General features: G+C 70.1%; 21 protein-coding genes. 10 read left to right on the top strand and 11 right to left on the bottom strand.

Going from position 1 to position 24,414, the window contains the following annotated elements:
• Window positions 1–161 precede the first annotated feature (161 nt).
• From AC4FS2_RS11070 to AC4FS2_RS11060, 3 genes are all read left to right on the top strand, one after another.
• Window positions 162–731: a Dps family protein gene (locus AC4FS2_RS11070; protein WP_491157028.1), complete on the top strand. Its 570-nt coding sequence runs from the start codon at window positions 162–164 to the stop codon at window positions 729–731.
• 63 nt (window positions 732–794) lie between these two features.
• Entirely contained in the window at window positions 795–1,685 is an 891-nt protein-coding gene (locus AC4FS2_RS11065; RefSeq protein WP_491157026.1) for an SDR family oxidoreductase, read from the top strand.
• Window positions 1,686–1,695: 10 nt separating this feature from the next.
• Window positions 1,696–4,062 carry a phosphoketolase family protein gene (locus tag AC4FS2_RS11060; RefSeq protein WP_491157024.1) on the top strand — a complete coding sequence of 789 codons (2,367 nt, stop codon included), beginning with the start codon at window positions 1,696–1,698 and terminating at the stop codon, window positions 4,060–4,062.
• Window positions 4,063–4,101: 39 nt separating this feature from the next.
• On the opposite strand, the gene AC4FS2_RS11055 is transcribed toward AC4FS2_RS11060, so the two are convergent.
• The 6 genes from AC4FS2_RS11055 to AC4FS2_RS11030 form a co-directional block, all read right to left on the bottom strand.
• Window positions 4,102–5,760, bottom strand: coding sequence for an MDR family MFS transporter (locus tag AC4FS2_RS11055; RefSeq protein ID WP_491157022.1), 1,659 nt, complete (start codon window positions 5,758–5,760; stop codon window positions 4,102–4,104).
• Window positions 5,757–6,404 (bottom strand): TetR/AcrR family transcriptional regulator, encoded by a 648-nt coding sequence (locus tag AC4FS2_RS11050; RefSeq protein ID WP_491157020.1) that lies wholly within the window; start codon window positions 6,402–6,404, stop codon window positions 5,757–5,759. The genes AC4FS2_RS11055 and AC4FS2_RS11050 overlap by 4 nt, the downstream gene beginning before the upstream one ends.
• Before the next feature lie 62 nt (window positions 6,405–6,466).
• Window positions 6,467–7,627, bottom strand: coding sequence for a cystathionine gamma-synthase (locus AC4FS2_RS11045; protein WP_491157019.1), 1,161 nt, complete (start codon window positions 7,625–7,627; stop codon window positions 6,467–6,469).
• A complete protein-coding gene (locus tag AC4FS2_RS11040; RefSeq protein WP_491157017.1) occupies window positions 7,624–8,979 on the bottom strand; it encodes a cystathionine beta-synthase in 1,356 nt (451 codons plus the stop codon). The genes AC4FS2_RS11045 and AC4FS2_RS11040 overlap by 4 nt, the downstream gene beginning before the upstream one ends.
• A gap of 257 nt (window positions 8,980–9,236) precedes the next feature.
• Entirely contained in the window at window positions 9,237–9,671 is a 435-nt protein-coding gene (sufU, locus tag AC4FS2_RS11035; protein WP_491157015.1) for a Fe-S cluster assembly sulfur transfer protein SufU, read from the bottom strand.
• On the bottom strand, window positions 9,668–10,954 hold the full coding sequence (locus AC4FS2_RS11030) for an aminotransferase class V-fold PLP-dependent enzyme (protein ID WP_491157013.1): 1,287 nt from the start codon (window positions 10,952–10,954) through the stop codon (window positions 9,668–9,670). The genes sufU and AC4FS2_RS11030 overlap by 4 nt, the downstream gene beginning before the upstream one ends.
• A 370-nt stretch (window positions 10,955–11,324) precedes the next feature.
• Here AC4FS2_RS11030 and AC4FS2_RS11025 point away from each other — a divergent pair, with 370 nt between their 5' ends.
• From AC4FS2_RS11025 to AC4FS2_RS11005, 5 genes are read left to right on the top strand one after another with little or no spacing between them, the layout of a single operon-like run.
• Window positions 11,325–12,173 (top strand): DUF2510 domain-containing protein, encoded by an 849-nt coding sequence (locus AC4FS2_RS11025; protein ID WP_491157011.1) that lies wholly within the window; start codon window positions 11,325–11,327, stop codon window positions 12,171–12,173.
• Window positions 12,170–12,964: a sulfite exporter TauE/SafE family protein gene (locus AC4FS2_RS11020; protein WP_491157009.1), complete on the top strand. Its 795-nt coding sequence runs from the start codon at window positions 12,170–12,172 to the stop codon at window positions 12,962–12,964. The genes AC4FS2_RS11025 and AC4FS2_RS11020 overlap by 4 nt, the downstream gene beginning before the upstream one ends.
• A 37-nt stretch (window positions 12,965–13,001) precedes the next feature.
• Window positions 13,002–13,451 carry an FAS1-like dehydratase domain-containing protein gene (locus AC4FS2_RS11015; RefSeq protein WP_491157008.1) on the top strand — a complete coding sequence of 150 codons (450 nt, stop codon included), beginning with the start codon at window positions 13,002–13,004 and terminating at the stop codon, window positions 13,449–13,451.
• On the top strand, window positions 13,448–13,843 hold the full coding sequence (locus tag AC4FS2_RS11010; RefSeq protein WP_491157006.1) for a MaoC/PaaZ C-terminal domain-containing protein: 396 nt from the start codon (window positions 13,448–13,450) through the stop codon (window positions 13,841–13,843). Before AC4FS2_RS11015 ends, AC4FS2_RS11010 begins: the two co-directional genes overlap by 4 nt.
• A 3-nt stretch (window positions 13,844–13,846) precedes the next feature.
• A complete protein-coding gene (locus AC4FS2_RS11005) occupies window positions 13,847–14,983 on the top strand; it encodes a UDP-N-acetylmuramate dehydrogenase (RefSeq protein ID WP_491157005.1) in 1,137 nt (378 codons plus the stop codon).
• Window positions 14,984–14,992: 9 nt separating this feature from the next.
• Here AC4FS2_RS11005 and AC4FS2_RS11000 read toward each other — a convergent pair whose 3' ends face one another.
• Complete coding sequence (locus tag AC4FS2_RS11000; RefSeq protein WP_491157003.1) at window positions 14,993–16,192, bottom strand: pyridoxal phosphate-dependent aminotransferase; 1,200 nt, start codon at window positions 16,190–16,192, stop codon at window positions 14,993–14,995.
• 90 nt (window positions 16,193–16,282) lie between these two features.
• Between AC4FS2_RS11000 and AC4FS2_RS10995 the strand changes: the two genes are divergently transcribed.
• Window positions 16,283–17,323 (top strand): hypothetical protein, encoded by a 1,041-nt coding sequence (locus tag AC4FS2_RS10995; RefSeq protein ID WP_491157002.1) that lies wholly within the window; start codon window positions 16,283–16,285, stop codon window positions 17,321–17,323.
• A 117-nt stretch (window positions 17,324–17,440) separates the two neighbouring features.
• Here the strand turns inward: AC4FS2_RS10995 and aceB are convergent, their stop codons facing one another.
• Together aceB and aceA are read right to left on the bottom strand one after the other, a co-directional pair.
• Window positions 17,441–19,114, bottom strand: coding sequence for a malate synthase A (gene aceB, locus AC4FS2_RS10990; protein ID WP_491157000.1), 1,674 nt, complete (start codon window positions 19,112–19,114; stop codon window positions 17,441–17,443).
• 102 nt (window positions 19,115–19,216) lie between these two features.
• Window positions 19,217–20,533 (bottom strand): isocitrate lyase, encoded by a 1,317-nt coding sequence (gene aceA / locus AC4FS2_RS10985; protein WP_491156999.1) that lies wholly within the window; start codon window positions 20,531–20,533, stop codon window positions 19,217–19,219.
• Window positions 20,534–20,673: 140 nt separating this feature from the next.
• On the opposite strand from aceA, the gene AC4FS2_RS10980 reads away from it, so the two are divergent.
• Window positions 20,674–22,152, top strand: coding sequence for a helix-turn-helix domain-containing protein (locus tag AC4FS2_RS10980; protein ID WP_491156997.1), 1,479 nt, complete (start codon window positions 20,674–20,676; stop codon window positions 22,150–22,152).
• A gap of 12 nt (window positions 22,153–22,164) precedes the next feature.
• Here AC4FS2_RS10980 and AC4FS2_RS10975 read toward each other — a convergent pair whose 3' ends face one another.
• Both AC4FS2_RS10975 and AC4FS2_RS10970 read right to left on the bottom strand, forming a co-directional pair.
• Window positions 22,165–22,737, bottom strand: coding sequence for a flavin reductase family protein (locus AC4FS2_RS10975; RefSeq protein WP_491156995.1), 573 nt, complete (start codon window positions 22,735–22,737; stop codon window positions 22,165–22,167).
• A gap of 135 nt (window positions 22,738–22,872) precedes the next feature.
• Complete coding sequence (locus tag AC4FS2_RS10970; RefSeq protein ID WP_491156993.1) at window positions 22,873–24,402, bottom strand: PucR family transcriptional regulator; 1,530 nt, start codon at window positions 24,400–24,402, stop codon at window positions 22,873–22,875.
• Window positions 24,403–24,414 lie beyond the last annotated feature (12 nt).

The raw sequence follows: 24,414 nt of genomic DNA, 5'->3' as shown, positions 1-24,414 counted from the left end.
GCGCACGGGAGGATGGGGTTGCGCGGTCGGTGCCACGTCACTAGGCGTGGCTCGCGGAAGCGCATAGCAACGGGCCGGACCACCGACAAGCCCCGGCAGGCGGAGGACGGGCGCGGATAACCTCGCACTTGTCTCGTTTCCCGAGTGCAAGGAGATCGCCCATGCCCACCACGAACGCCAAGGACGCCCCCACCCGCAATCGCCGCCGCCCCGCGCGCGGCGGGTCCGGTGCGGGCCTGACCGAGGAGGAGAACGCCGAGAAGGGCTTCGCCGCCTCCGCTGAACTCAGCGAGAACATGCAGAAGGTGCTCGTCGACCTCATCGAGCTGTCGATCCAGGGCAAGCAGGCGCACTGGAACGTCGTCGGCAAGAACTTCCGCGACACCCACCTGCAGCTCGACGAGGTGATCGAGTCGGCGCGGGAGTTCAGCGACACCGTCGCCGAGCGGATGCGCGCGCTGCACGCCCTTCCCGACGGGCGCAGCGACACGATCGCCGAGACGACGACCCTGCCGGAGTTCCCGCAGGGCGAGATCGACACGGCGGAGGTCATCGACCTCATCACCGAGCGACTCGACGCCGTCACGGCGACCTGCCGCGAGGTGCACGACGACGTGGATGAGGAAGACCCCACCAGCGCCGACATTCTGCACGCGGTCCTCGAGCGACTCGAGCAGCTGTCGTGGATGGTCAGCGCCGAAAACCGCACGCCCTCGCGCCGCAAGGCATAGCGTCCGTGGTGGCCCGCCGCAACCCCCGTGGGCGGGCCACCCCCGGCTCCTAGCGTGGCCGGCATGGCTGACATGTACACCGCCCAGGACCCCACCACGCAGTACCCCCGGCCGCCGTTCCCGCCTCAGCAGCAGGACGGCCCCGGCGACATCCACAAGATGGATCCCGCCCCCGACCACGGCGAGACGACCTACATCGGCTTCGGTCGCCTCCCCGGACGCAAGGCGCTCATCACCGGCGCGGACTCGGGCATCGGGCGCGCCGTAGCGATCGCGTACGCCCGCGAGGGAGCCGATGTCGCCCTCAGCTATCTCCCCGAGGAGCAGGCGCAGGCAGAAGAGGTGGCCGCCCTCATCGAGAAGGAGGGGCGCACCGCCGTCCTCCTCCCGGGTGACCTGCAGGTCGAGGAGACGAACATCGAGGTCGTGGAGCGCGCGGTGGAGGGGCTCGGCGGGCTCGACATCCTCGTGATCAACGCCGGGACGATGCCCACGGTCGACAGCATCGACGACTTCGAGACGAAGACGCTCGATCACGTCATGAAGGCCAACATCTATCCGCTGTTCTGGCTCACCAAGGCCGCCTCCCCGCACCTGAAGCCGGGCGCCGCCATCGTGACCACCTCGAGCGTGCAGGGCTTCCAGCCGTCGCCGTCGCTGGCCGAGTACGCGGTGTCCAAGGCGGGCATCGCCAACTGGACCCGGGCGCTGTCGCAGCAGCTCATCGAGCGTGGCATCCGCGTCAACGGGGTCGCACCGGGACCCATCTGGACTCCGCTGCAGCCGGCCTTCGTGCCCAACGAGAAGATCGAGGAGTTCGGTTCCCAGACCCCGATCGGTCGTGCCGGGCAGCCCGTCGAACTCGCGCCGGCGTTCGTGTTCCTCGCGTCGCAGGAGGCGAGCTATGTCATCGGGGAGACGATTGCCGTGACGGGAGGCATGCCGGTGCACTAGCGTTCGGGCCATGGATGACGCGACGCTGGGTCACCTGCATGCATGGTGGCGGGCGGCGAACTACCTCAGCGTCGGGCAGATCTATCTGCTCGACAATCCGCTGCTGCGCGAGCCGCTGACCCGCGACCACGTCAAACCCCGCCTGCTCGGTCACTTCGGCACGGTCCCGGGACTCACCCTCGTGTACGCCCATGCCAACCGCGCGATCCGCGATCGTGACCTCGACGCGCTGTACATCGCGGGGCCCGGCCACGGCGGCCCCGGCATGGTTGCCAGCGCGTGGCTCGACGGCACCTACAGCGAGATCTATCCCCGCATCACGCGCGACGAGGAGGGGATGCGGCGGCTGTTCCGCCAGTTCTCCTTCCCCGGCGGCATCCCCAGTCACGCGGCACCGGAGACGCCGGGATCGATCCACGAGGGCGGCGAACTCGGGTACTCGCTCAGCCACGCCTATGGAGCGGCCTTCGACAACCCCGATCTGACCGTCTTCTGCGTCGTGGGCGACGGGGAGGCCGAGACCGGGCCGCTGGCGACGGGGTGGCACGGCAACAAGTTCGTCGACCCCGCCACCGACGGGGCGGTACTGCCGATCCTGCACCTGAACGGGTGGAAGATCGCGAACCCGACGCTTCTGGCACGCATCCCCGATGACGAGTTGCTGAGCCTGATGCGCGGCTACGGGCACGAGCCCATCCTCGTGTCGTTCGAGGCCGACGACCCGCCCGAGCACGTGCACCGAGCCTTCGCCGAGGCGATGGACGCCGCGCTGGACCGCATCCGCGACATCCAGCGCGCCGCACGCGAAGAGGGATCCTCCGAACGCGCCATCTGGCCGATGCTGATCCTCCGATCCCCGAAGGGATGGACCGGGCCGAAAGAGGTCGACGGGCTTCCCGTGGAAGGAACCTGGCGCGCTCACCAGGTGCCGTTGCCCTCGGCTCGGGATACCGAGGAGCACCTGCACCAGCTCGAACAGTGGCTGCGTTCGTACCGGCCGGAGGACCTGTTCGACGACGCCGGAGCGCCGCTGCCCGACACCGTCGCGCTCGCTCCGGACGGGGAGCGGCGGATGTCGGCGACCCCGTACGCGAACGGCGGCCGCGTGCGGAAAGACCTCGACCTGCCCGACTTCCGGGACTTCGCCGTGGGCGTCACCGCTCCCGGAGCAGGGGACGCGCAGGCCACGGCGATACTCGGGCGCTACTTCGCCGAGGTCATCCGGCGGAACCCGCGTACCTTCCGGTTGTTCGGCCCCGACGAGACAGCATCCAACCGGCTCGCCCCGGCGGTGTACGAGGTGACCGACAAACAGTGGAACGCCGAGATCACGCCCCTCGACGAGCATCTGGCGCGCGCCGGCCGCGTGATGGAGGTGTTGAGCGAGCATCAGTGCCAGGGATGGCTGGAGGGGTATCTCCTCACCGGGAGGCACGGCGTCTTCAACAGTTACGAGGCGTTCGTCCACATCGTCGATTCCATGTTCAACCAGCACGCGAAGTGGCTCGAGGCGTCGCGGCCGCTCGCCTGGCGCCCCCCGGTCGCGAGCTTCAACTATCTGCTGTCCAGTCACGTGTGGCGTCAGGATCACAACGGGTTCACCCACCAGGATCCCGGGTTCCTCGACGTGGCGATGAACAAGAGCCCCGAGATCGTGCGTGTCTACCTGCCGTGCGACGCCAACACCCTGCTGAGTACGTACGACCACTGCCTGCGCTCGGTCGACTACATCAACGTGGTGGTGGCGGGGAAGCAGCCCTCACCCCAGTGGCTCGACATGGACGACGCCATCGCGCACTGCCGTCGCGGCCTCGGCACGTTCGGATGGGCGGGTACGGAAGAGGAGGGCGCCACGCCCGATGTCGTGCTCGCCGCTGCCGGAGACGTCCCCACGCAGGAGACCGTGGCCGCTGCCGCGCTCCTGGCGGAGTACGCCCCCGACCTGTCGACGCGGGTGGTGAACGTCGTCGACCTGATGCGCCTGCAGTCCGAGGACCAGCATCCCCACGGCCTGAACGACGCCGACTACGACGGATACTTCCCCCCGGACACCCCGACGATCTTCGCCTTCCACGGGTATCCCTGGCTCATTCACCGCCTGACCTACCGGCGACACGGACACGGCAACCTGCACGTGCGGGGCTACAAGGAACGCGGTACCACCACGACGCCGTTCGACATGGTCATGCTCAACGACCTGGACCGGTTCCAGCTGGCGATCGACACCCTGGACCGCGTGCCGGGCGCGGCCACGCGGTATGCCGCGCTGCGGCAGGACCTCGTCGACCGTCGAGCGGGAGCGCGCTCCTACACGCGCGAGCATGGCGAGGATGAACCCGCCGTCAGCGACTGGCGGTGGGGTCGGCCCGTGGGCTGAGTCTTCCCGGCGTCGTTCCCGCTCAGGACATTTCCGTCTTCAGCGGCGCACGCGCCGGGGCTTGCGGGGGTCGGATGCGGTGACCTCGGCCGTGGCGCGCCGCTCCGCCTCCAGGCGCTCGGCCTCCTCGCCACCGATGGCCTCGCCGCGGGCAACAAGCCCCGCGACATCGGAGAGCGGGATCTGCTTGAGGAAGATGGCGAGGATCAGGGCGATGACGATGAAGGGGATGAGGTACCAGAACACCGGCGCGAGCGCGTCCGCGTACGCGGTGACCACGCCCTCGCGGACAGAGTCGGGCAGAGCGTTCAAGGTCGCGGGGTCGATCGTGGCGGTCGCCTCGCCGGCCTGCGCGGGGGAGGCCCCCGCGTCCGTGAAGACGGTCGTCAGGTTCTCGGTGAGGCGCGTGGTGAACAGCGTGCCGAAGACGGCGGTGCCCAGGGCGGCACCCACCTCGCGGAAGTAGTTGTTCGTGCTCGTCGCGGTCCCGATGTCCGCGGCCGGAACGGCGTTCTGCACCACCAGGACGACGACCTGCATGATGAGGCCGAGGCCGGCGCCGAAGACGAACAGGTACACGCAGATGAGCCAGATGGGCGTGGAGGCGGCGAGTGTCGTCATCGCGGCCATCGCCGCGCCGGTGATGATCGTGCCGAGGATGGGGAACAGCCTGTAGCGCCCTGTGCGCGTGATGAGGAGACCGGACGCGATCGAGGTTCCCAGCAGACCGACCATCATCGGCAGCATGAGGAGACCGGATTCTGCCGCCGACGTGCGCGAGGACATCTGCAGGAAGGTCGGGATGAACCCGATGGCGGCGAACATGCTGATACCGAGCGCCAGCCCGATGGCCGTGGCGTTGACGAAGACCGGGTTGCGGAACATCGACAGCGGCATGATCGGGTCGACCGCGCGCGACTCGGTGAAGACGAACAGCGCCGCGGAGGCCAGAAGCCCCAGCCCCCACGCCCATGTCGCCATCGAGTCCCAGCCGAACTCGGAGTCGCCACCGAAGTCGGTGAAGAAGATGAGGCACGTCGTGGCGATCGACAGGAACGCCACGCCGAGCCAGTCGATCGGCTTGTCCGCCTTCTTGTCGGGAAGGCGCAGAGCGAAGACCGCGATGAGGAAAGCGATGATGCCGACGGGGATGTTGATGTAGAACGCCCACTGCCACGTCATGTGGTCGACGAAGAACCCGCCCAGCAGGGGGCCGGCGACTGCGGAGAGCCCGAAGATCCCGCCGAGGGGGCCGAGGTACTTGCCGCGCTCGGAGGCGGGGACGATGTCGGCGATGATCGCCTGCGACAGGATGATCAGACCACCTCCGCCGAGGCCCTGGATCGCACGGAAGGTGACGAACATCCAGAAGTCGGTCGCCAGCGCGCACCCGATGGAGGCGAGCGTGAAGATCGCGATCGCGATCATGAAGAGACGCCGGCGGCCGAGGATGTCACCGAACTTGCCGTATACGGGCATCACGATCGTTGTCGCGAGGATGTACGCGGTGGTGATCCACACCTGGTGCGAGACACCGCCGAGCTCGCCGACGATGGTCGGCATGGCGGTGGACACGATGGTCTGGTCGAGGCTGGCCAGCAGCATCCCGGCGATGAGCGCGGAGAAGATGATCCAGATGCGTCGCTTCGTCAGCAGCAGGGGAGCCGCGCCGGGTGGCGTGGTGGTGGAGGTGGTCATGAGCGTCCTGTCGGGGCGTGCTGGTCGATGAACAGCTGGTGGGCGGCGGTGAGCCGGCGCGAGAAGATCTGGGCGAAGGTGTCGGAGTTGCCGGCCGCGACGAATTCGTCGGCGGTCGCGCGTGAGAGCGCGGCGAAGATCTGGGCGGCGGCCACCGCCCGGAGGTCGCCCTCGGGCAGATGCTCGCGCAGGGCGATCAGCCGGGCGTCATCCTGCTCGCGCTCATGGACGAGTTCGACGAGGCGGGCGATCAGCCGCGGCTCCCGCTGCACGGCGGCGCCGAGGTCGGCGAGCGTTCCCGGGGCGGTGTCCATGGTGCGCCACCGCGCGTCGGCGAGATCGACGAGGTCGGTGAGGAGCGTGGATGACAGCGCGGCGCCGGGCGGACGCTGAGCTCCCGCATCCAGGAACCTCCTGACGGCTTCGACGTCTTCGCGCTCGAGCGGAACGCCCAAGACGGCGTCTTCTTTCGACGCGAAGTAGTTGAAGAAGGTGCGGCGCGACACTCCGACCTCGCCGCACAGCCGCTCGATCGTGAATCCCGCGAGGCCGATCTCGGCGGTGAGGCGCCGCGCGACCGTGATGAGATCGCGCGTCGTTTCTGCGCGATGACGTTCGCGCAGGCCGCTTGCACTATCAATCACAGAGTGCAGTCTTGCACTCTGAATTCTTTAGTGCAATTTCCCGCCCGTCCAGATGGCCGCGGTTAAAGGGCGGCGAGGGCCTGAGCGAGGTCGGCGCGCAGGTCGTCGAGCGACTCGATTCCCACCGAGAGGCGCACCACCTCGGGGGGCACGGCAAGTTCGGTGCCGCGCACGGAGGCGTGCGTCATCTCGTCGGGGTAGTTCACCAGCGACTCCACGCCCCCCAGTGACTCCGCGAGCTGGAACAGGCGCAGCGACTCCGCGAAACGACGGGCGGATGCGGAGTCCTGGAGTGCGACGGAGACGATCCCGCCGAAGGCAGACATCTGCCCCGCGGCGATCTCGTGGCCCGGGTGCCCGGGGAGTCCGGGATAGAAGACGCGAGCCACGCGCTCATGCCCCTCGAGGAACTCGGCCAGGGCGAGCGCGTTCTCGCTGTGCCGCTGCATCCGCAGCCCGAGCGTCTTGATGCCGCGGGAGGTCAGCCACGCATCCATCGGACCCGCGATCGCTCCGGCGGCGAACTGCAGGAAGCGCACCTTACCCGCGAGCTCGTCGTCGTCGAGGATGAGCGCCCCACCGACGACGTCCGAATGACCGCCGAGGTACTTCGTGGTGGAGTGTACGACCACGTCGGCGCCGTGTGCGAGCGGGCGCTGCAGCGCGGGGGAGGCGAACGTGTTGTCGACCACGACGAGAGCGCCGGCGTCGTGACCCACGCGCGCGAGTCCGGCGATATCGGTCACGCGCAGCAGGGGGTTGCTCGGCGTCTCGACCCAGAGGATCTGCGGCGCACGCTCCGCGACCGCGGCGGCCACGACGTCGAGGTCGCTCATGTCCACGACACGCAGCGAGACGCCCCACGGCCCGAGCACACGGGCCAGGAGCCGATACGTGCCGCCGTACACATCGTTGCCGAGCAGCACCTCGTCACCCGGCTGGAGAGCGGCGCGCAGCAGTGCATCTTCGGCGGCGAGGCCGGAGGCGAACGACAGCCCGTGCCGCCCCCCTTCGAGCGCCGCCAGCTGAAGTTCGAGAGCCGTGCGGGTGGGGTTCCCGCTGCGTCCGTACTCGTAGCCGCTGCGGAGGTTGCCGATGCCGTCCTGTACGTACGTCGTGGAGAAGTGCACGGGAGGGATGACCGCGCCGGTGCCGGGGTCGGCCGACTGCCCGGCATGGACGGCCAGGCTGTCGAAGGAGAGATTGGCGGAATCGGCGGTCACGAGGAAGCTCCTTCGGAGGGACGAGCGGGCAGGTCGGCCGAGGTGAGGATGGCCACGGGGCGGCCGGCTTCGGCCACCAGGACGGCGTCGGCTGTCTGGAGAAGCGTCCTCGCCTCGTGTTCGGGCGTTCCGACGCCCACCAGCGGCAACGGGTCGGCGAGCAGGTCGGCGACGGCTGTGCTCGGGGTCGCGGCCCGCAGCGCGCTCTCCGACACCGACCCGGACACTTCGCCCAGCACCGGCTGGGCGGCGGATGCCACGGGCGCGACGGGCGCGCCGCTCCGGTGCAGCACCTCCAGCGCCTCGGCGGCGGTGGCGGTGGGGAGAAGGACCGCGAGGGGGCGGGCGCCGCGCTCGGACAGGAGGTCGCCCACCGTGCGGCCGGGCGGGGCCTCCTCGATCGCGAACCCATGCGACAGCATCCACGCGTCGTTGAAGACCTTGCCGACGTACCCGCGACCGGAGTCGGGCAGCAGCACGACGACGACGGCATCGGCGGGGAGGTCGCGCGCGACGCGCAGGGCGGCGACGACGGCCATGCCGCTCGATCCGCCCACGAGCAGACCCTCCTCGCGGGCGAGGCGACGGGTCATGGCGAAGGCCTCGGCATCATCGACCGCCTCCACGGCGTCGACCACCGCCGGGTCGTAGGCGCCGGGCCAGAAGTCTTCGCCCACGCCCTCGACGAAGTAGGGCCGTCCGGTTCCGCCGGAGTACACCGACCCTTCCGGGTCAGCGCCGATGATGCGCACCGCCCCGGTCGAGACCTCTCGGAGGTATCGACCGGTGCCGCTGATCGTGCCCCCCGTGCCGACGCCGGCGACGAAATGCGTGATCCCGCCGTCCGTGTCGCGCCAGATCTCCGGCCCGGTGGTCTCGTAGTGGCTGCGCGGCCCGTTGGGGTTGTCGTACTGGTTCGGCATGAAGGCGCCGGGAGTCTCTTCGACGATGCGCCGGGAGACGCTGTAATACGACCGCGGGTCATCGGGGGCGACGGCGGTGGGGGCGACGACCACCTGGGCGCCGAACGCACGCAGAACCGAGCGCTTGTCCTCCGACACCTTGTCCGGCACGACGAACACGCAGCGGTACCCGCGCTGCTGGGCGAAGAGCGCGAGGCCCACGCCGGTGTTGCCGCTCGTGGGCTCGACGATGGTGCCGCCGGGCTTCAGGTCGCCGCTGCGCTCGGCCGCGTCGAGGATGTTCGCGGCGATCCGGTCTTTCGAGGAGCCGCCGGGGTTCACGAACTCGATCTTCGCGAGCACGGTGGCAGCGATGCCCTCGGTCACGCGGTTCAGCCGGACGAGGGGCGTGTTGCCGATGAGGTCGGTGACGCTCGAGGCGTAGCGCACGGGTGCATTCCTTCGGTGTGCCGCGCGTCGGCGCGGGCGCTGTCGGTGGTCGGAGAAAGCGCGAACGCGCTCAGCGACAACAACGACAGGTCTGCACGTCCCCAGCATAACGACCGGGCCCGCCCGCGCAAGCGGACGCCGGTCGTGCAACCCGCGGTCCCCGCATCCGCGCGCCGGAATCGAGGACATCCCGCGAATCGAGGAGCGGATCGGCCCGCGGGCTCCTCTGTTTCCGAGATCTCCTCGATTCCCCGGCGTCAGGGGGCGGTGCGCAGGCAGGCTTCCACAGCGACCCACGGGAGCATCGCGCATTTCACCCGGGTGACCAGGCGCGCGACGCCGGCGAAGGCCGCGGCATCCCCGAGGCTCTCGGCCGGCTCGACGTTCCCCCCGCCCCGCATGAGGGCGCGGAAATCCTCGATCAGGGCCGTCGCCTCCTCGCGCGAAGCTCCAGTCGTGAGGTCGGACATGATCGAGGCGGATGCGGTGGAGATGCTGCAGCCGTGCCCTGCCCACGCCAGGGCGTCGATGCGGCCGTCCGGGGAGAGCTCGATTCCCACGGTGATCTCGTCGCCGCAGGTGGGGTTGAGCTCGTGATGGGTGGTGGTGAACCCCGCGATGTCTCCGCGGCCGATCGGGCGCCGGCTGTGATCGAGGATGACCTCGCGGTAGAGGTCGCTGAGATCGCTCATCGGTCGGCTCCGAAGAAGTCGCGCACGTCCGCGAGCGCCTCGCCCAGCGCGGCGATCTCATCGTCCGTCGTGTACACGTATGCGCTCGCACGTGTCGTGGCGGCCACGCCCAGGCGGCGGTGCAACGGCTGGGCGCAGTGGTGGCCGGTGCGCACGGTGATCCCGCGGTCGTCGAGGAATTGACCGACGTCGTGCGGGTGTACGCCGTCCACGACGAAGCTGACGAGCGCTGCCCGTTCCAGGCCTGCCGCCGGGCCGACGAACGACACACCCGGAACGCGCGCGACGGTGTCGACGAGAAGCTGCGCCTGCTGGTGCTCCCGCTCGGCCACCGTCGCCATGCCGAGACCCTCGAGATAGTCGATGGCCGCGGCGAAACCGACGGCCTGCACCACCGGCTGCGTACCCGGCTCGAACCGGTGCGGCGCAGGGAGGAACTCCGCCGTCTCGAACGTCACCGTCGTGATCGCGGACCCGCCGGTGCGTCCGGGGGGCAGGGCGTTCAGCAGGTCGGCGCGGCCGTACAGTGCACCGATCCCGGTCGGACCCAGCATCTTGTGTGCCGAGAACGCGGCGAAATCGACGCCGAGCGCGTGCAGATCAAGGGACCGGTGCGGAGCGGACTGACAGGCGTCGAGGAACGTCAGCGCTCCGCGGCTCCGTGCCAGCGCGACGACGTCCTCGACCGGGGCGACGAACCCCGTCACGTTCGACACGTGTGCGAAAGCGATCAGCCGCGTGCGCTCGGACACCACCTCGCTCATCGCGTCGATCGTCCAGAGGCCGTCGTCGTCCACGGGGACGGGCCGCAGGACTGCGCCGGTCCGGGCGGCCAGGCGCTGCCACGGCAGCAGGTTGGCGTGGTGCTCGGCGATCGGGATCACGATCTCATCGCCGGGATGCAAGACCCATGGGGCATCGCCGCCCGGCGACGCCGCATCTGAGAGCGACGCCGCATCCGACAAGGACCATGCGACGAGATTGATGGCGTCGGTGGCGTTCTCGGTCCAGACGATCTCGTCCTCATCCGCCCCCACGAAGCGGGCCACCCGCGCGCGAGCCGACTCGAACGCCTGCGTGGCCGATCCCGTCGCAGCGCTGGAGCCGCGGTGGACGGCGGCATAGGCCGTCTCGGCGAACTCGCGCTGCGCGTCGAGTACCGCTGCGGGCTGCTGCGAGGTCGCGGCGGAGTCGAGGTAGATCGAACCGCCGCGGCGTTGCACGAACGGAAAATCTGCGCGGACGTGCGGAAAGGTCGGCGCGGGAGCGCGGAGCGTCGTCATGGTTCCTCCTGAGCCCGCCGAAGGCGGCATCTTCCAGTCTGCTCTGATCTGACGGCAACCGGGGCCATAGCAGTGCATCGAGCCGGCGTCAACGGGCAATACGTAGCCCGCGTTTCCGGTTAGTTTCAGTGTGTTCCACCCCCCGCGAAATTCCCCCAGTTCTGGTGTTCGGGTCACCGGTCCTGCGGAGGTTCCCGGGGAAGACGACCCCCGGTTGGCTCTGGCTTCTGCCGCCCGGGGGTCGTGATCTTTTTCGGGACGATCCGCCAGGACCTCGCGTGTTCGGCCCGCGTTCGCGCGCCCGGAAGGGCAGGCGCGGCGGCGATAGGGTGAAGGCGCGGCATTCCGCCCCGAGCGAAACGAGACGGTCATGAGCACGACACCCCCGGGTTGGTACGACGACGGGCACGGCGCCCTGCGCTGGTGGGACGGAGCATCCTGGACCGAGCACGTCCACGCACCGGAAGCCGAAGCGGCCGCCGTCTCCGACGCCGCTGCTGCGCCGGAGGGGAACACTGCGGAGGTGCCGGTCACGTCGGCGGCCGCCGCACCCGGACCGGCCGTGCCCGCTGCGCCGGTATACCCGGCGCACTACCCCGGTGCCCCCGCCGCCGGGGGACCCGCCGGGGCGACGCCCACACCGGGTTACCCCGCCGGCCCGCCCGCGCCGGATGCCCCGCGCCCGAAATCCAAGCTCTGGATCCTGTGGGTGGTCCTCGGCGGCGTCGTGCTGCTGATGATCGTTCTCGCCGCCATCCTCATCCCGCTCGCGGTGAACTGGTTCAGTCCGAGTTCGAGTTCGAGTTCGAGCTCGACTCCGAGCCCGGGCTCGAGCTCGGCAGGCGGAGCCGATGAAACCCGCGCGGTGGAAGCCGTCGAACTCTACGACGACGCCTGGGATGAGGCCGACTGCGACGCCTACGAGCTCTCCACCACGGAGGCGTACCGCGAGAGCATCAGCCTGACCGACTGCGCAGCCTTCGAGACGGACGCCCGGTCTTTCGGCGAGTCGACAGATGAGTACGAGCTCGAGGTGACCGGGGTCGAGGTGCTGGGAGAGGACCGCATCGAGGTCGTGACGCTCGAGACGTACCAGCTGCTCTACGACGACGCCGGTGAGCTTCTCGACGAGCCGCAGCCTGTAGAGGACACCCTGCGGTACGTGGTGGTCCTCGACGGCGACCGTTGGGCCATCGACGCCCTCGACTACGACGAATGAGCGCGGCACCTGAGGCGCGCCGAGGGGCGCGCTTCTTTCTCACGTGCGTCAGCGTCGGGCTGCTCGCCGGTCTTCTGTCCGGATTGTTCGGGGTCGGCGGCGGCACGGTCATCGTGCCGCTGCTCGTGTTGCTGCTCGGGTTCGACCAGCGCCGCGCGGCGGGCACATCGCTGGCGGCCATCGTCCCGACGGCCACGGTCGGAGTCATCTCCTACGCGGTCTCGGGATCGGTCGCCTGGATTCCCGCGCTCATCCTCGCCGCCGCGGCGGTCATCGGTGCGCAGGTCGGAACATGGCTCCTGCCGCGCGTGTCGCAGACCGCGCTGCGGTGGGGCTTCATCGGGTTCCTCCTCGCGGTCATCGTGAGCCTCTTCTTCGTCATCCCCTCGCGAGAGGCCGTCCTCGAACTGAACTGGGTGACCATCCCCGGCCTCGCCGTGCTCGGGCTCATCACCGGAGTTCTGGCAGGTCTTCTCGGGGTGGGTGGCGGGATCATCGTGGTTCCCGCCCTGCTGCTGATCTTCGGGACGAGTGACCTGATCGCCAAGGGCACGTCCTTGCTGATGATGATCCCCACCGCGATCTCGGGCACGATCGGCAACCTGCGGCGGTCCAACGTCGACCTGGTCGCGGCCGCCTCCGTGGGACTCGCCGCCTGCACCACGACGGCGGTCGGCGCATGGATCGCCACGATCGTCGACCCGTTCGTCGGCAACATCCTGTTCGCCGCGTTCCTCGTGTTCATCTCGGTGCAGATGGCGCTGAAAGCGATCCGGTCGCGCGGGCGCTGACCCGGAAGCGCGCGCGGGGGCTCGGTAGGATGGCACCGTGCCCGTCAATCCCGAGCTCGTCGGCCGGACGTTCCCCCCGACAGCCCCGTACCTCGTCGGCCGGGAGAAGGTACGCGAGTTCGCTCGTGCCGTCTTCGCCGACGCGCCGCCGCACACCGATCCCGAAGCCGCGCGCGCTCTCGGCTACCCCGATGTCGTCGCGCCGCCCACCTTCGCGATGGTGATCCAAGACCTCACCCTCCAGCGGCTGCTGGCCGAGCCCGACTCCGGAATCGAGCTGGCACGCACCATCCACGCCGAGCAGCGGTTCCGTTACACCCGGCCCATCGTCGCCGGGGATGAACTCACCGCATCCCTGACGGTCCGCGGAATCCGCACCATGGGAGGAAACGCGATGGTCACCAGCGAAGCCGAGATCCGGGATGCGGCGGGAGAGCACGTCGTCACGGCGACCTCGGTGCTGCTGGTCGGGGAGTCGGCGTCGTGACCGCGGTCGGAGACATCGTTGCCGAGCGTTCGGTGCACCTGACCCGCGAATCGCTCGTGCGGTATGCCGGGGCTTCGGGTGACTTCAATCCCATCCACTACCGCGATGACGTGGCGTCCGAAGTCGGACTTCCCGGCGTCTTGGCTCACGGGATGCTGACGATGGGCATCGCGGTGGGTGCCCTGGGGGAGTGGCTGGGCGACCCCGGCCGCATCCTGGAGTACGGGGTGCGGTTCACCCGGCCTGTCGTCGTCCACCCCGACACCGGCGCCGACCTGCAGATCGTCGCGAAGGTCGGAGCGGTCGACGAGGGCTCCCTGCGCATCGACCTCACCGTCACGCACGCCGACACCACGGTCCTGGGTAAAGCCCAGGTGCGCGTGCGCGCCTGAGTCATGCCCGCACTCGACCCTGTTCCCCTCGCAGAACTGACCACGCTGCGCACCGGCGGTGTGCCGGAGCGGCTCGTCGAGGCGAGGACGGCGACCGAACTCGTCGATACGCTGCGGGAGCTGTGGTCGGCCGGTGAGCCCTGGCTCGTCGTCGGAGGCGGCTCCAACCTCTTCGCCGGAGACGAGCCTTTCGAGGGCACCGTCGTGCTGGTGCGTACCCGTGGGGTGCAACGTCTCCCCGGCTCGCGGCCCGGCACGGCGCGGCTGCGCGTGCAGGCCGGACACGACTGGGACGAACTGGTCGCGTTCGCCGTGGGGGAAGGGCTCGCCGGTATCGAGGCGATGTCGGGCATCCCCGGAACCGTCGGCGCGGCGCCCGTGCAGAACATCGGTGCGTACGGGCAGGAGATCGTGCAGACCCTCGTCGAGGTGGAGTTGCTGGATGAGGCGACCGGCGATGTGTCGACGGTGCCGGCCGGCGACCTCGGGCTGGGTTTTCGCACCTCCGTGCTCAAGCAGCACTACGGCTCCGCACCCCTCCGGTCGGCGGTCATCCTCACCGTCACGCTCGAACTCGAGGAGGTCGGGGACGACACGCGGCCGGTGACCGGCGATCAGCTGCGTACCGCGCTCGGCCTCGCGCCCGGCTCATCCGCTTCGCTCCGGCAGGTGCGCGACGAGGTGCTCGCCACCCGCCGGCGGAAGGGCATGGTGCTCGACGCGGACGACCCCGACACGGCCAGCGCGGGGTCGTTCTTCCAGAACGCGGTCGTCTCCGCGGCGTTCGCCCGCACGCTGCCACCGGAGTGCCCGCGGTGGCCGATGGCTCCCGACCTCGATCCGGTCGTCGTCATCCCGCTGGAAGAGTTCACGGGGGTCGTGCCGGAGCCGGCGACCGGCGCGCCCGACGTGAAGGTCAGCGCGGCGTGGCTCATCGAGCACGCCGGTGTGGGAAAGGGCTTCTCTCTGCCCCGCTCACGCGCGGGGTTGTCGACGAAGCACACCCTCGCGCTCACGAACCGGGGCGGCGCCACGGCCGCCGAGCTCGCGGAACTCGCCCGGTTCGTGCAGCAGCGCGTGCAGGCCGAGTTCGGCCTCATCCTGCAGCCCGAGCCGGTGCTCGTGAACGTCGAGCTCTAACCCCTCGACCTACGAGAAGAGGCGCTGCAGGCGCTGGACGCCCTCCAGGAGCTGGTCGTCGCCGAGGGCGTACGACAGGCGCAGGTAACCGCTCGGGCCGAAGGCCTCGCCCGGGACGACGGCCACTTCGGCCTCCTCGAGGATGAGGTCGGCCAGCTCGAGCGACGTCGTCGGGGTCGTGCCGTGCCACTCGCGCCCGAGGAGCCCTGTGACGTCGGGGTACGCGTAGAACGCGCCGAGCGGGTTCGGAACCGTCACGCCGGGGATCTTCCCGAGCTCGGAAACGATGAGACGGCGGCGCCGGTCGAACGCGAGGCGGAAGTCTTCGGCCTCGTCCTGGGGGCCGGTGAGAGCGGCGAGGGCGGCGCGCTGGGCGATGTTGTTCACGTTGCTCGACAGGTGCGACTGCAGGTTCGCGGCCAACTTGATGGCGTCAGCCGGCCCCACCATCCAGCCCACGCGCCATCCCGTCATCGCGTAGGTCTTGGCGACACCGTTGACGAGGATGCTGTGCCCTGCCAGCTCGGGAACGGCCTCGACGATCGACACCGCGCGCACACCTTCGTAGACGAGGTTCTGGTAGATCTCGTCGGTGATGACCCAGAGCCCGTGGGCGAGCGCCCACTCGCCGATCGCCTTGGTCTCCTCAGGCGTGTAGACGGCGCCGGTCGGGTTGGATGGCGAGACGAACACGAGGGTCGTGGTGCGGTCGGTGCGCGCGGCCTCGAGCTGCTCGACGGTGACCTTGTAGTTCTGGTCGGCGCCGGCGAAGACCTCGACGGGCACGCCGTCGGCCAGCGCGATCGCCTCGGGATAGGTGGTCCAGTACGGCCCGGGCAGCAGCACCTCGTCGCCCGGGTTCACCACGGTCTGGAAGGCCTGGTACACGGCCTGCTTCCCGCCGTTGGTCACGACGATCTGCGAGGGCTGCACCTCGAGCCCTGAGTCGCGCAGCGTCTTGGCCGCGATGGCCTCGCGCAGCACGGGAAGACCGGCCGCGGGCGTGTAACGGAAGTTCGCCGGGTCGCGCAGAGACTCCGCCGCGGCATCCACGATGAACTGCGGAGTCGAGAAGTCCGGCTCGCCGGCGGCGTACGAGATGACGGGCCGCCCGGCGGCTTGCAGGGCCTTGGCCTTCGCATCCACTTTGAGGGTGGCCGATTCGGCGATGGCGGACAGCTTGCGGGAGAGCGGGGCGGGGGATGTCACCCTCCCCAGCGTACTCGCGCGGGTCGATCGTTACGGGGTCGTTGCGGCACGGGCTGCGAGGGTCGCTTACGGTGACGGGAGGGGGTGCGGATGCGGCGCATGCGGGTGCTCGGAGCTCTGGCCGTCGTGTTGCTCGCGCTCGCCGGATGCGCGGGCATGCCGGGCGTTCCGGCTCCCCGCCCCGACGCGACCCCCGTTGCCGCCATCACGTGCACGGGAATGTTCGAGGAGGCCGCTGAACCGGGACCGATGGCCGGCGCGGTTCCGGACGACTTCGACCCGGTGGCGCTGTACCGGTGCGACCCGAACGCGACGGACGAGGACGACGCCGGCGTGTGGGCGGGAGCCCGGGTGGAGCGGTTCGAGGGCGACCTCGCGCGCGTGCTCGACGCGCTCGCCACGCCGAACGACCCGCGGTGGGGCGGCGCCTGCTCGGCCGTCGGGTACGCCGGTCCGGAGTACTGGGTCGCTGACGCCGGGGGACAGTACGTGCGGGTGAGTCTGCCGGCGGATGGCTGCAGCCTGCCCAAGGCCGACGCGCTGGCCGCGGTGCAGGCGGGCATCTCGCGGCTGCGGCTCGTGGAGGAGACCTTCACCCCTTCGACGCTCGTGGAGTCGCGGGCCGCGACGTCGGCGGGATGCAGCACCCAGGCGGGGGTTCTCGTGCTCGCCGACCTCAGCGACTCCGCCCTCGTCGACTCCGGCCTCGTGGACTCCGGCCTCGTGGACTCCGGCCTCGTGACGGAGGACGAAGTCGTGCAGCCGGAGGAGGGGAACGTCATCCCGTGGGAGCCGCCGGAGCTTCCCGACCCCGCCGACGTCGACGGCATGCTCGTCTGCGTGTACGAGACGACGGATGCCTCGGCTGAGGCCCTCTTCGTCCGGTCGGCTCAGCTCGCCGCCGACGACGCGCGCGCCGCCGTGACCGATGCCGCAGCGGCACGGCCGAGTGGGCCGTGCCGCGACACCGCGACGCGGATCGTGGTCGCCCACCCTCTGGCGGACGGTGCCTCCGACGCGACATCGTTCACGGTCGAGCTCGACGGCTGCCGCCGCCTCATGGACCCCGCCTTGCGCGCCATGGCGGCGTCGCCCGCTCTCCTCGCGCTTCTGTCGGCCGCCGCATCCTGACCCGTCCCCGTCCCCGTCCCCGACGCCGAACCGCGAGACTGCATGCTGCCCACGAGACAGCGACCCTCGGACGCAGTCTCGTGGGCAGCATGCAGTTTCGCGGGGCTGAGGGCCTGATCAGTCGAGGTAGCGGGCGTACGCGGGGATCGTCAGGAACGCGGGGAACTCGTCGCGCAGGGCCACCTCGCGGAAGATCTCGGCCGCATCGTCGAACCGGTCGCCGTCGAAGCGGGTCGCCTCCCCGAGCACTCGCGCCACCCAGCCCTCGACGTAGTCGCGGGTGATGGCGTCGCCCTCCGCGGTGACCCGGTCCTGGTGGATCCACTGCCAGATCTGCGACCGGCTGATCTCGGCGGTCGCCGCATCCTCCATCAGATTGTCGATCGCCACCGCACCCTGCCCGCGCAACCACGCCTCGAGGTAGCGGAGAGCCACCGACACGTTGCCGTGGACGCCCGCCGCGGTCACCGGCAGGCCGATGTGCACGTCGAGGAGCTGGGACGCGGTCACCTCGACGTCGTCGCGCTGACGGTCGACCTGGTTCGGCCGGTCGCCGAGCACGGCGTCGAACTCGGCGCGAGCCACCGGGATGAGGTCGGGATGCGCCACCCAGGTGCCGTCGAACCCGTCGCCGGCTTCGCGCTTCTTGTCGGCGGCGACCTTCTCGAAGGCGCGCTCGGTCACCTCGGGATCGCGCCGGTTCGGGATGAAGGCGCTCATCCCGCCGATCGCGAAGGCCCCGCGGCGGTGGCACGTCTTCACGAGCAGCTCGGTGTAGGCCCGCATGAACGGCACCGTCATCGTCACGTCACTGCGGTCGGGGAGCACGAAGCGGGCGCCGCGGCCGCGGTAGTTCTTGATGATGGAGAAGATGTAATCCCAGCGGCCGGCGTTCAGCCCTGCGCAGTGGTCGCGCAGCTCGTAGAGGATCTCGTCCATCTCGAACGCCGCGGGGAGGGTCTCGATGAGCACCGTCGCGCGTACCGTCCCGTGGGGGAGACGCAGGTACCGCTCACTGAACGTGAACACGTCATCCCACAGCTTGGCCTCTTCGCTGGACTCGATCTTCGCGAGGTAGAAGTACGGGCCGCGCCCGTTCGCGATGAGTTGCTCGGCGTTGTGGAAGAAGTACAGCCCGAAGTCGACGAGAGAACCGGATGCCGCCATCCGGCGCCCCGCGCGGTCGGTGTAGTGGACGTGCTTTTCCGGGAGGTGCCACCCACGGGGGCGCATGACGATCGTGGGGGTCTCCCCGGCCGTCACGGAGTAGTTCTTGCCCTCCGCGCTGGTGAAGCTCAGCCGGGCGCGGATGGCATCGAACAGCGAGAGCTGACCGCCCATCACGTTCTGCCACGTCGGCGACGTCGCGTCCTCTTGATCGGCCAGCCACACCTTCGCGCCGGAGTTGAGCGCGTTGATGGTCATCTTCGGGTCGGTCGGACCGGTGATCTCCACCCGCCGGTCCTCCAGCCCGGGGCCGGCGCCGGCGACGCGCCAGGAGGCGTCCTCGCGGATGTGGGCGGTGTCGTGACGGAACCCCGGGTCGTGCCCGTTTCCGATCTCGAAGCGCCGCCGCATCCGATCGGCCAGCCGGTCGTGCCGGCGACCGGCGAAACGCGAGTGCAGCTCCGTGAGGAAGGCGAGGGCGCCAGGGGTGAGGATCTCGTCGAAGCGCTCGCCGAGGCGGCCGGTGACGTCGATCCACGGGCCCGCCGCGGTGGGCGGTGGTGGCCCGCTCGTCGGGGGTGGGGGCGTGAAGTCGCGCGCGATGGTCCTGTCGGTGATGGTCATGTCATGTCCTGTTCGACGTCAGTGGAGGGTGTGGGGCGGAGAATGTGCGGTGGGGCGAGGGATGCTGCGCCCCAAAGCACGGGACGCGCCCCGAACCCGGGCTCAGTGGAACTGGGCGCGCTCGGTGGAGCCGGCCAGGGCGAGGGTGGCGCTGTCGGGGTTGAGCGCCGTGGACACGACGTCGAAGTAGCCGGTGCCCGCCTCGCGCTGGTGCTTGGTGGCGGTGTAGCCGTCCTTCTCGGCCGCGAATTCGGCCTCCTGCAGTTCCACGTACGCGCTCATGGCGCGTTCGGCGTATCCGCGGGCGAGGTCGAACATCGAGTAGTTGAGGGCGTGGAAGCCGGCCAGGGTGATGAACTGGAACTTGTAGCCGAGATCGGCGAGTTCCTCCTGGAACGTCGCGATCTGCGCGTCGTCGAGGTGCCGTTTCCAGTTGAAGCTCGGCGAGCAGTTGTAGGCCAGCAGTTTGCCGGGGAACCGCTCGTGGATGGCCGCGGCGAAAGCCCGCGCGAGCTCGATGTCGGGCTCACCGGTCTCCACCCACAGCAGGTCGGCATACGGCGCGAACGCCAGACCGCGGCTGATCACCGCATCCAATCCCGGTCGCACGCGGTAGAAGCCCTCGGGGGTGCGCTCGCCGGTGAGGAACTCCTGGTCCCGCTCGTCGACGTCGCTGGTGAGGAGGTCCGCGGCGAGGGCGTCGGTGCGCGCGATGATCACGGTGGGCACGCCCGCGACGTCGGCAGCGAGCCGCGCGGCGTTGAGCGTGCGGATGTGCTGCTGCGTGGGAACGAGCACTTTGCCGCCGAGGTGGCCGCATTTCTTCTCGCTGGCCAGCTGGTCTTCCCAGTGGATGCCGGCGGCCCCCGACTGGACGAGGGAGGCGGCGAGTTCGAAGGCGTTGAGCGGTCCACCGAATCCCGCCTCGGCGTCCGCGACGATGGGAGCGAGCCAGTCCTGCGTCGCCTGGCCCTCGGCGTGCTCGATCTGGTTCTGCCGCAGCAGCGCGTTGTTGATCCGGCGAACGACGGAGGGAACGGAGTTGGCCGGGTACAGGCTCTGGTCGGGGTAGGTCTGTCCGGCCAGGTTTCCATCGGCGGCGACCTGCCATCCGGAGAGGTAGATGGCTTTGAGGCCCGCGCGCACCTGCTGCACGGCCTGGCCGCCGGTGTAGGCGCCCAGGGCCCGCACGTAGTCCTCGGTGTGGAGGAGGTTCCACAGGTTCTCCGCCCCGCGCTGAGCGAGCGTCGCGTCCTCGCGCACCGATCCGCGCAGGCGGACCACATCCGCTGCGGTGTAGGTGCGTTCGACGCCGTCCCACCGCGGGTCGGTCGCCCAGATTTCTTCGAGCTCGGTGGCGGTCTGCGTCTGGTCTCCGGCGCGGAGGGGTGCCGAGCCCGGGGTGGCGTGGATCGTCATGTCGGTTCTCCTGTTCGGATGCCGGGGCGGAGGCCTCGGCGGCTGGTCGTGAGTCCACCATCCGTGACCTTCCCCGCACCGAGCAGACGATGTCGGTGTGAACTTTCCAGAAACTTCTGCATACGTGACAGACTGCGCGCATGAGCACCGCTGCTGCCCTGTCGGATCCCGCCGATCTTCCCGACGATGAGGGAGTGGACCCCCTGACGATCGGACGGCGCATCCGGCAACTGCGCAGCGCGCGCGGCCTCACCCTCGAAGAACTCGCCGGCGCCGTCGGGCGAGCCCCCAGCCAGCTGTCGATGATCGAGAACGGCCGGCGCGAGGCCAAGCTCACGATGCTGCAGGCCATTTCACGCGCCCTGGGGACGACGCTCGACGCTCTTCTCGCCTCCGAGCCGCTGAATGAGCGCGCAACCATGGAGATCGCGCTGGAGAAGGCGATGCGCGGCCAGACCTTCCAGGCACTCGGGATCGCGCCCTTCCGGGTGGGCAAGTCTGTGCCCGACGACGTGCTGAAAACGATGCTCGCGCTGCAGGGGGAGATCGACCGGCTGCGGGACGAGCGGGCGGCCACCCCCGAGGAGGCCCGCCGTGCCAACGTCGCGCTCCGGCGCCTCATGCGCAAGCAAGACAACTACTTCCCCGAGCTGGAAGACAGCGCCCGCAGCATCCTCGCCGCCGTCGGTCACCCGGGCGGCCCGCTCACCCAGCGCAGCGCGAGCGACATCGCCGGCCATCTCGGCTTCACGCTGCACTACGTTCCCGATCTGCCCCAGACCACCCGCAGCGTCGCGGACATCAAGAACGGCCGCCTGTACCTCTCCAGCCGCCTGACGGCGAAAGGCGACCCGCGCACGGCGGTGCTGCAGGCGCTGTCCAGCCGCATCCTCGGCCACAGCGAACCCACGAGCTATGCGCAGTTCCTCCGTCAGCGGGTGGAGACGAACTACCTCACCGGTGCGCTGCTGGTTCCGGAGGAGTCGGCCGTGACCTTCCTCTCCGACGCCAAGGCGTCCCGGGCGATCAGCATCGAGGATCTCCGCGACGCGTACTCCGTGTCGTACGAGACGGCGGCGCACCGGTTCACCAACCTCGCGACGGTGCACCTGGGCATCCCGGTGCACTTCCTCAAGGTGCACGAGTCGGGCACGATCACGAAGGCCTACGAGAACGACGACGTGAACTTCCCGACCGACCGGCTGGGGTCGATCGAGGGACAGATGTGCTGCCGACGGTGGACGAGCCGTGTGGTCTTCGACGAAGACGATCGCTTCAACCCGTACTACCAGTACACCGACACCGGCAACGGCACGTACTGGTGCACGGCGCGGGTGGAGGCCTCCAGCGAAGGCGCGCACTCGGTGAGCGTGGGCGTCCGCTTCGACGACACGAAGTGGTTCCTCGGCCGCGACACCCCGAACCGCGGCGTGTCGAAGCATTCGGTCGAAACGTGCTGCCGCCGGGCCCCGGCCGGGCTGGAATCGTCGTGGCGCGCATTCGCGTGGCCGAACGTCCGCACGCCGCGCACCCTGCTGGCGACGCTCCCCACGGGCGCCTTTCCCGGCGTCGACACCACCGAGGTCTACGAGTTCCTCGAGGCGCACGCCCCGCGCTGACGCGGGGCGACCTCAGTCGATGCGCGAGTGATCTCCGAGCCGGTGCCATGTGCGGTTGTGGTAGACCAGCGGATGCGTGGTGCCCGCGGCATCCGGATCCTGCGTGTGCGCCTCGAGCGCCTGAACGAGGATGACCGTGGCGACTCCGGCTGACACCGTGCCGACGACACGGCCGCGGATCCAGGAGGAGGCGGCGGGGAAGTAGGGCTCGCCGGTGGGGAGCCGGGTCCACAGCGACGTGTCGGCGAACCGGTCGATGCCGCTCGTCGCGCCGAGCTTCGCGATCTGCAGCTGTTCGGCCTCGAGGAGATGCACGACCACCGTCTCGGCCTGCCGGATCGTCGGGGCGCTCGACGACAGCTCCGAGACCGAGAAGACCAGGAGAGGCGGGGTCACGCTCGCCGACGACACGGACGTGGCCGTCAGGGCGACCGGTCCGTCGGTGCCCTCGGCGGTGATGACGGCGACGCCGGCGGGGTGGTTGCGGAAGGCGGCCTTGAAATCCTCGGCGTCGAGCATCGGCTCTGCGTCGGGTCCGCCCTCGGCGTCGATGATGTCGCGACTGGTTTCGTTGGACACGGTCATCTCGTCCTCCTCAGGCGCCATGTGGCGGCTGAATATCGAATACGGCGAGCTGGGTCGCCACCATCCTGTAGTACCCGACCAGCGTCACGAGTTGGAACAACCGCTCGGCGCCGAAGAATTCCGCCGCGGCGCAGGTCAGAGCCGCGCGACCTGCAGGGCCGCCCACAGCTCGGCGCGGGCGGGGAAGGACGACAGATCGGAGCCGAGCACCGACTCGGCCTGGGCGATCCGGGTGCGCACCGTATGGCGGTGCACCCCGAGCGCGGCGGCCGTCGCATCGATGCGCGCGTCGTTCTCCAGCCACGCGCGGAGGGTCGAGACCAGTTCCGTGCCGCGCGTCCGGTCGTGATCGACCAGGGGGGCGAGGGATGCTGCCGCCAGCACCCGGGCGAGGTCGCTGTCCAACGCGCCGAGCACTCCGGAGGCGGCGGTTTCCCCGAACCGTGCGACTCGCCCACGTTGTCGGCGGAGCGCGGCCAGCGCCTCGTCGTGCGCGCGGGCGAATTCGGGCCACCCCGCCGGAGCGGACACGCCCACACGCACGGGGAAGCGCTCCACGAGCGCCTCGGGCAGGGCGGAGCCCGGCGCGACGGCGACGACAAGACCCTCGGGCCCGCGGCCGAAAAAGATCGGCTCCATGGTCGACGCGGCGAGCCACTCGGCGACGTTCTCCAGCTGCGCGGCGTTCCCCTCCGCCACGATGACCGTCATCGACCCGGCGGGCAGGCTGCCACCGAGTTCCCGGACGAAGCGCCGGGCGAGCGCGACCTCGCCGGCCAGCAGGGCCTGGACGACGCCGGCCCGCAGCATCCCCTGAGCGCGCTGCACGCCCTCGTTCTGTTCGAGCGCGAGACCGGCCATCGCGATCACCGACGTGACGACGGCGCGACTCTCGGCGTCCAGATCACCCGCGGCGATCGCCAGGACGCCCCGGAGATGCCCCCCGCGGCCGAGCGTCTGGAGGGAGAAGGGCACATCGCCGATGCGCATCGCCGAGCCCGCCCGCGCGCCGCGGCGGAGCACGGCGGCGACTTCGGCGGCGAGGTCGTCCCGGATGCTCGCATCCAGAGCCCCCACCGGATGCTCGCGCCGCAGCGCGCCGGCGGTGTCGTAGAGCCCCACCCACGCCCCGAGTTGGCGCGCGAGCTCGGCGAGGGTGGCGTGGAGTCCGTCGGGGCGGAGCGCGGCGAGCGAAACCGCTCGCTGCGCCGCCAGCGCCCAGGTCCGTCGCGCGTAGGACTCTGCGGCGACCGCCTCGCCGTTCGCGCGTGCCACCGCGATGAAGGGCGTGCGATAGGGCACCTCGAACAGCGGCATCCCGACCGCCACGCAGGCCGCTTCCAGCAACGGCGGGATCCCGGGCCGCACCACCTCGGTGCCGAATCCGAGCGCTGCGACCCCGCGGTCGCGCAGGCGCCGGACATAGGCGCGGAAGGTCTCCTCGTCGTCCGCCCCGTCCGCGAACTGCGTGCCGGTCGTCAACAGCACGAGCCCCTCGGAGAGGAAGGGCGTCGGGTCGGCGAGGTCGCTGCTGTGCACCCACCGCACCGGCCGCTCCCACGCCCCGGGTTCGAGGGCCTCCTCCGGTGTGGCCAGGCGCAGGTGCAGATCCGGACGCATGACCAGTGTGCGGACGGTCGCGGAGGAGGCGGAGGGGTCGACCACGCACTCTCCTTC

Source organism: Microbacterium sp. Z10_103, assembly GCF_058310455.1.
Note: the sequence above shows the minus strand (reverse complement) of the source record. Positions and strands in the feature narration are given on the sequence as shown.

Bases quoted from the DNA above. Each gene is read 5' to 3' on its own strand.
- AC4FS2_RS11070 (WP_491157028.1), top strand. From the start codon at position 162: ATGCCCACCACGAACGCCAAGGACGCCCCCACCCGCAATCGCCGCCGC.
- AC4FS2_RS11065 (WP_491157026.1), top strand. From the start codon at position 795: ATGGCTGACATGTACACCGCCCAGGACCCCACCACGCAGTACCCCCGG.
- AC4FS2_RS11060 (WP_491157024.1), top strand. From the start codon at position 1,696: ATGGATGACGCGACGCTGGGTCACCTGCATGCATGGTGGCGGGCGGCG.
- AC4FS2_RS11055 (WP_491157022.1), bottom strand. From the start codon at position 5,760: ATGACCACCTCCACCACCACGCCACCCGGCGCGGCTCCCCTGCTGCTG.
- sufU (WP_491157015.1), bottom strand. From the start codon at position 9,671: ATGAGCGATCTCAGCGACCTCTACCGCGAGGTCATCCTCGATCACAGC.
- AC4FS2_RS11030 (WP_491157013.1), bottom strand. From the start codon at position 10,954: ATGACGACGCTCCGCGCTCCCGCGCCGACCTTTCCGCACGTCCGCGCA.
- AC4FS2_RS11025 (WP_491157011.1), top strand. From the start codon at position 11,325: ATGAGCACGACACCCCCGGGTTGGTACGACGACGGGCACGGCGCCCTG.
- AC4FS2_RS11020 (WP_491157009.1), top strand. From the start codon at position 12,170: ATGAGCGCGGCACCTGAGGCGCGCCGAGGGGCGCGCTTCTTTCTCACG.
- AC4FS2_RS11005 (WP_491157005.1), top strand. From the start codon at position 13,847: ATGCCCGCACTCGACCCTGTTCCCCTCGCAGAACTGACCACGCTGCGC.
- AC4FS2_RS10995 (WP_491157002.1), top strand. From the start codon at position 16,283: ATGCGGCGCATGCGGGTGCTCGGAGCTCTGGCCGTCGTGTTGCTCGCG.
- aceB (WP_491157000.1), bottom strand. From the start codon at position 19,114: ATGACCATCACCGACAGGACCATCGCGCGCGACTTCACGCCCCCACCC.
- aceA (WP_491156999.1), bottom strand. From the start codon at position 20,533: ATGACGATCCACGCCACCCCGGGCTCGGCACCCCTCCGCGCCGGAGAC.
- AC4FS2_RS10980 (WP_491156997.1), top strand. From the start codon at position 20,674: ATGAGCACCGCTGCTGCCCTGTCGGATCCCGCCGATCTTCCCGACGAT.
- AC4FS2_RS10975 (WP_491156995.1), bottom strand. From the start codon at position 22,737: ATGACCGTGTCCAACGAAACCAGTCGCGACATCATCGACGCCGAGGGC.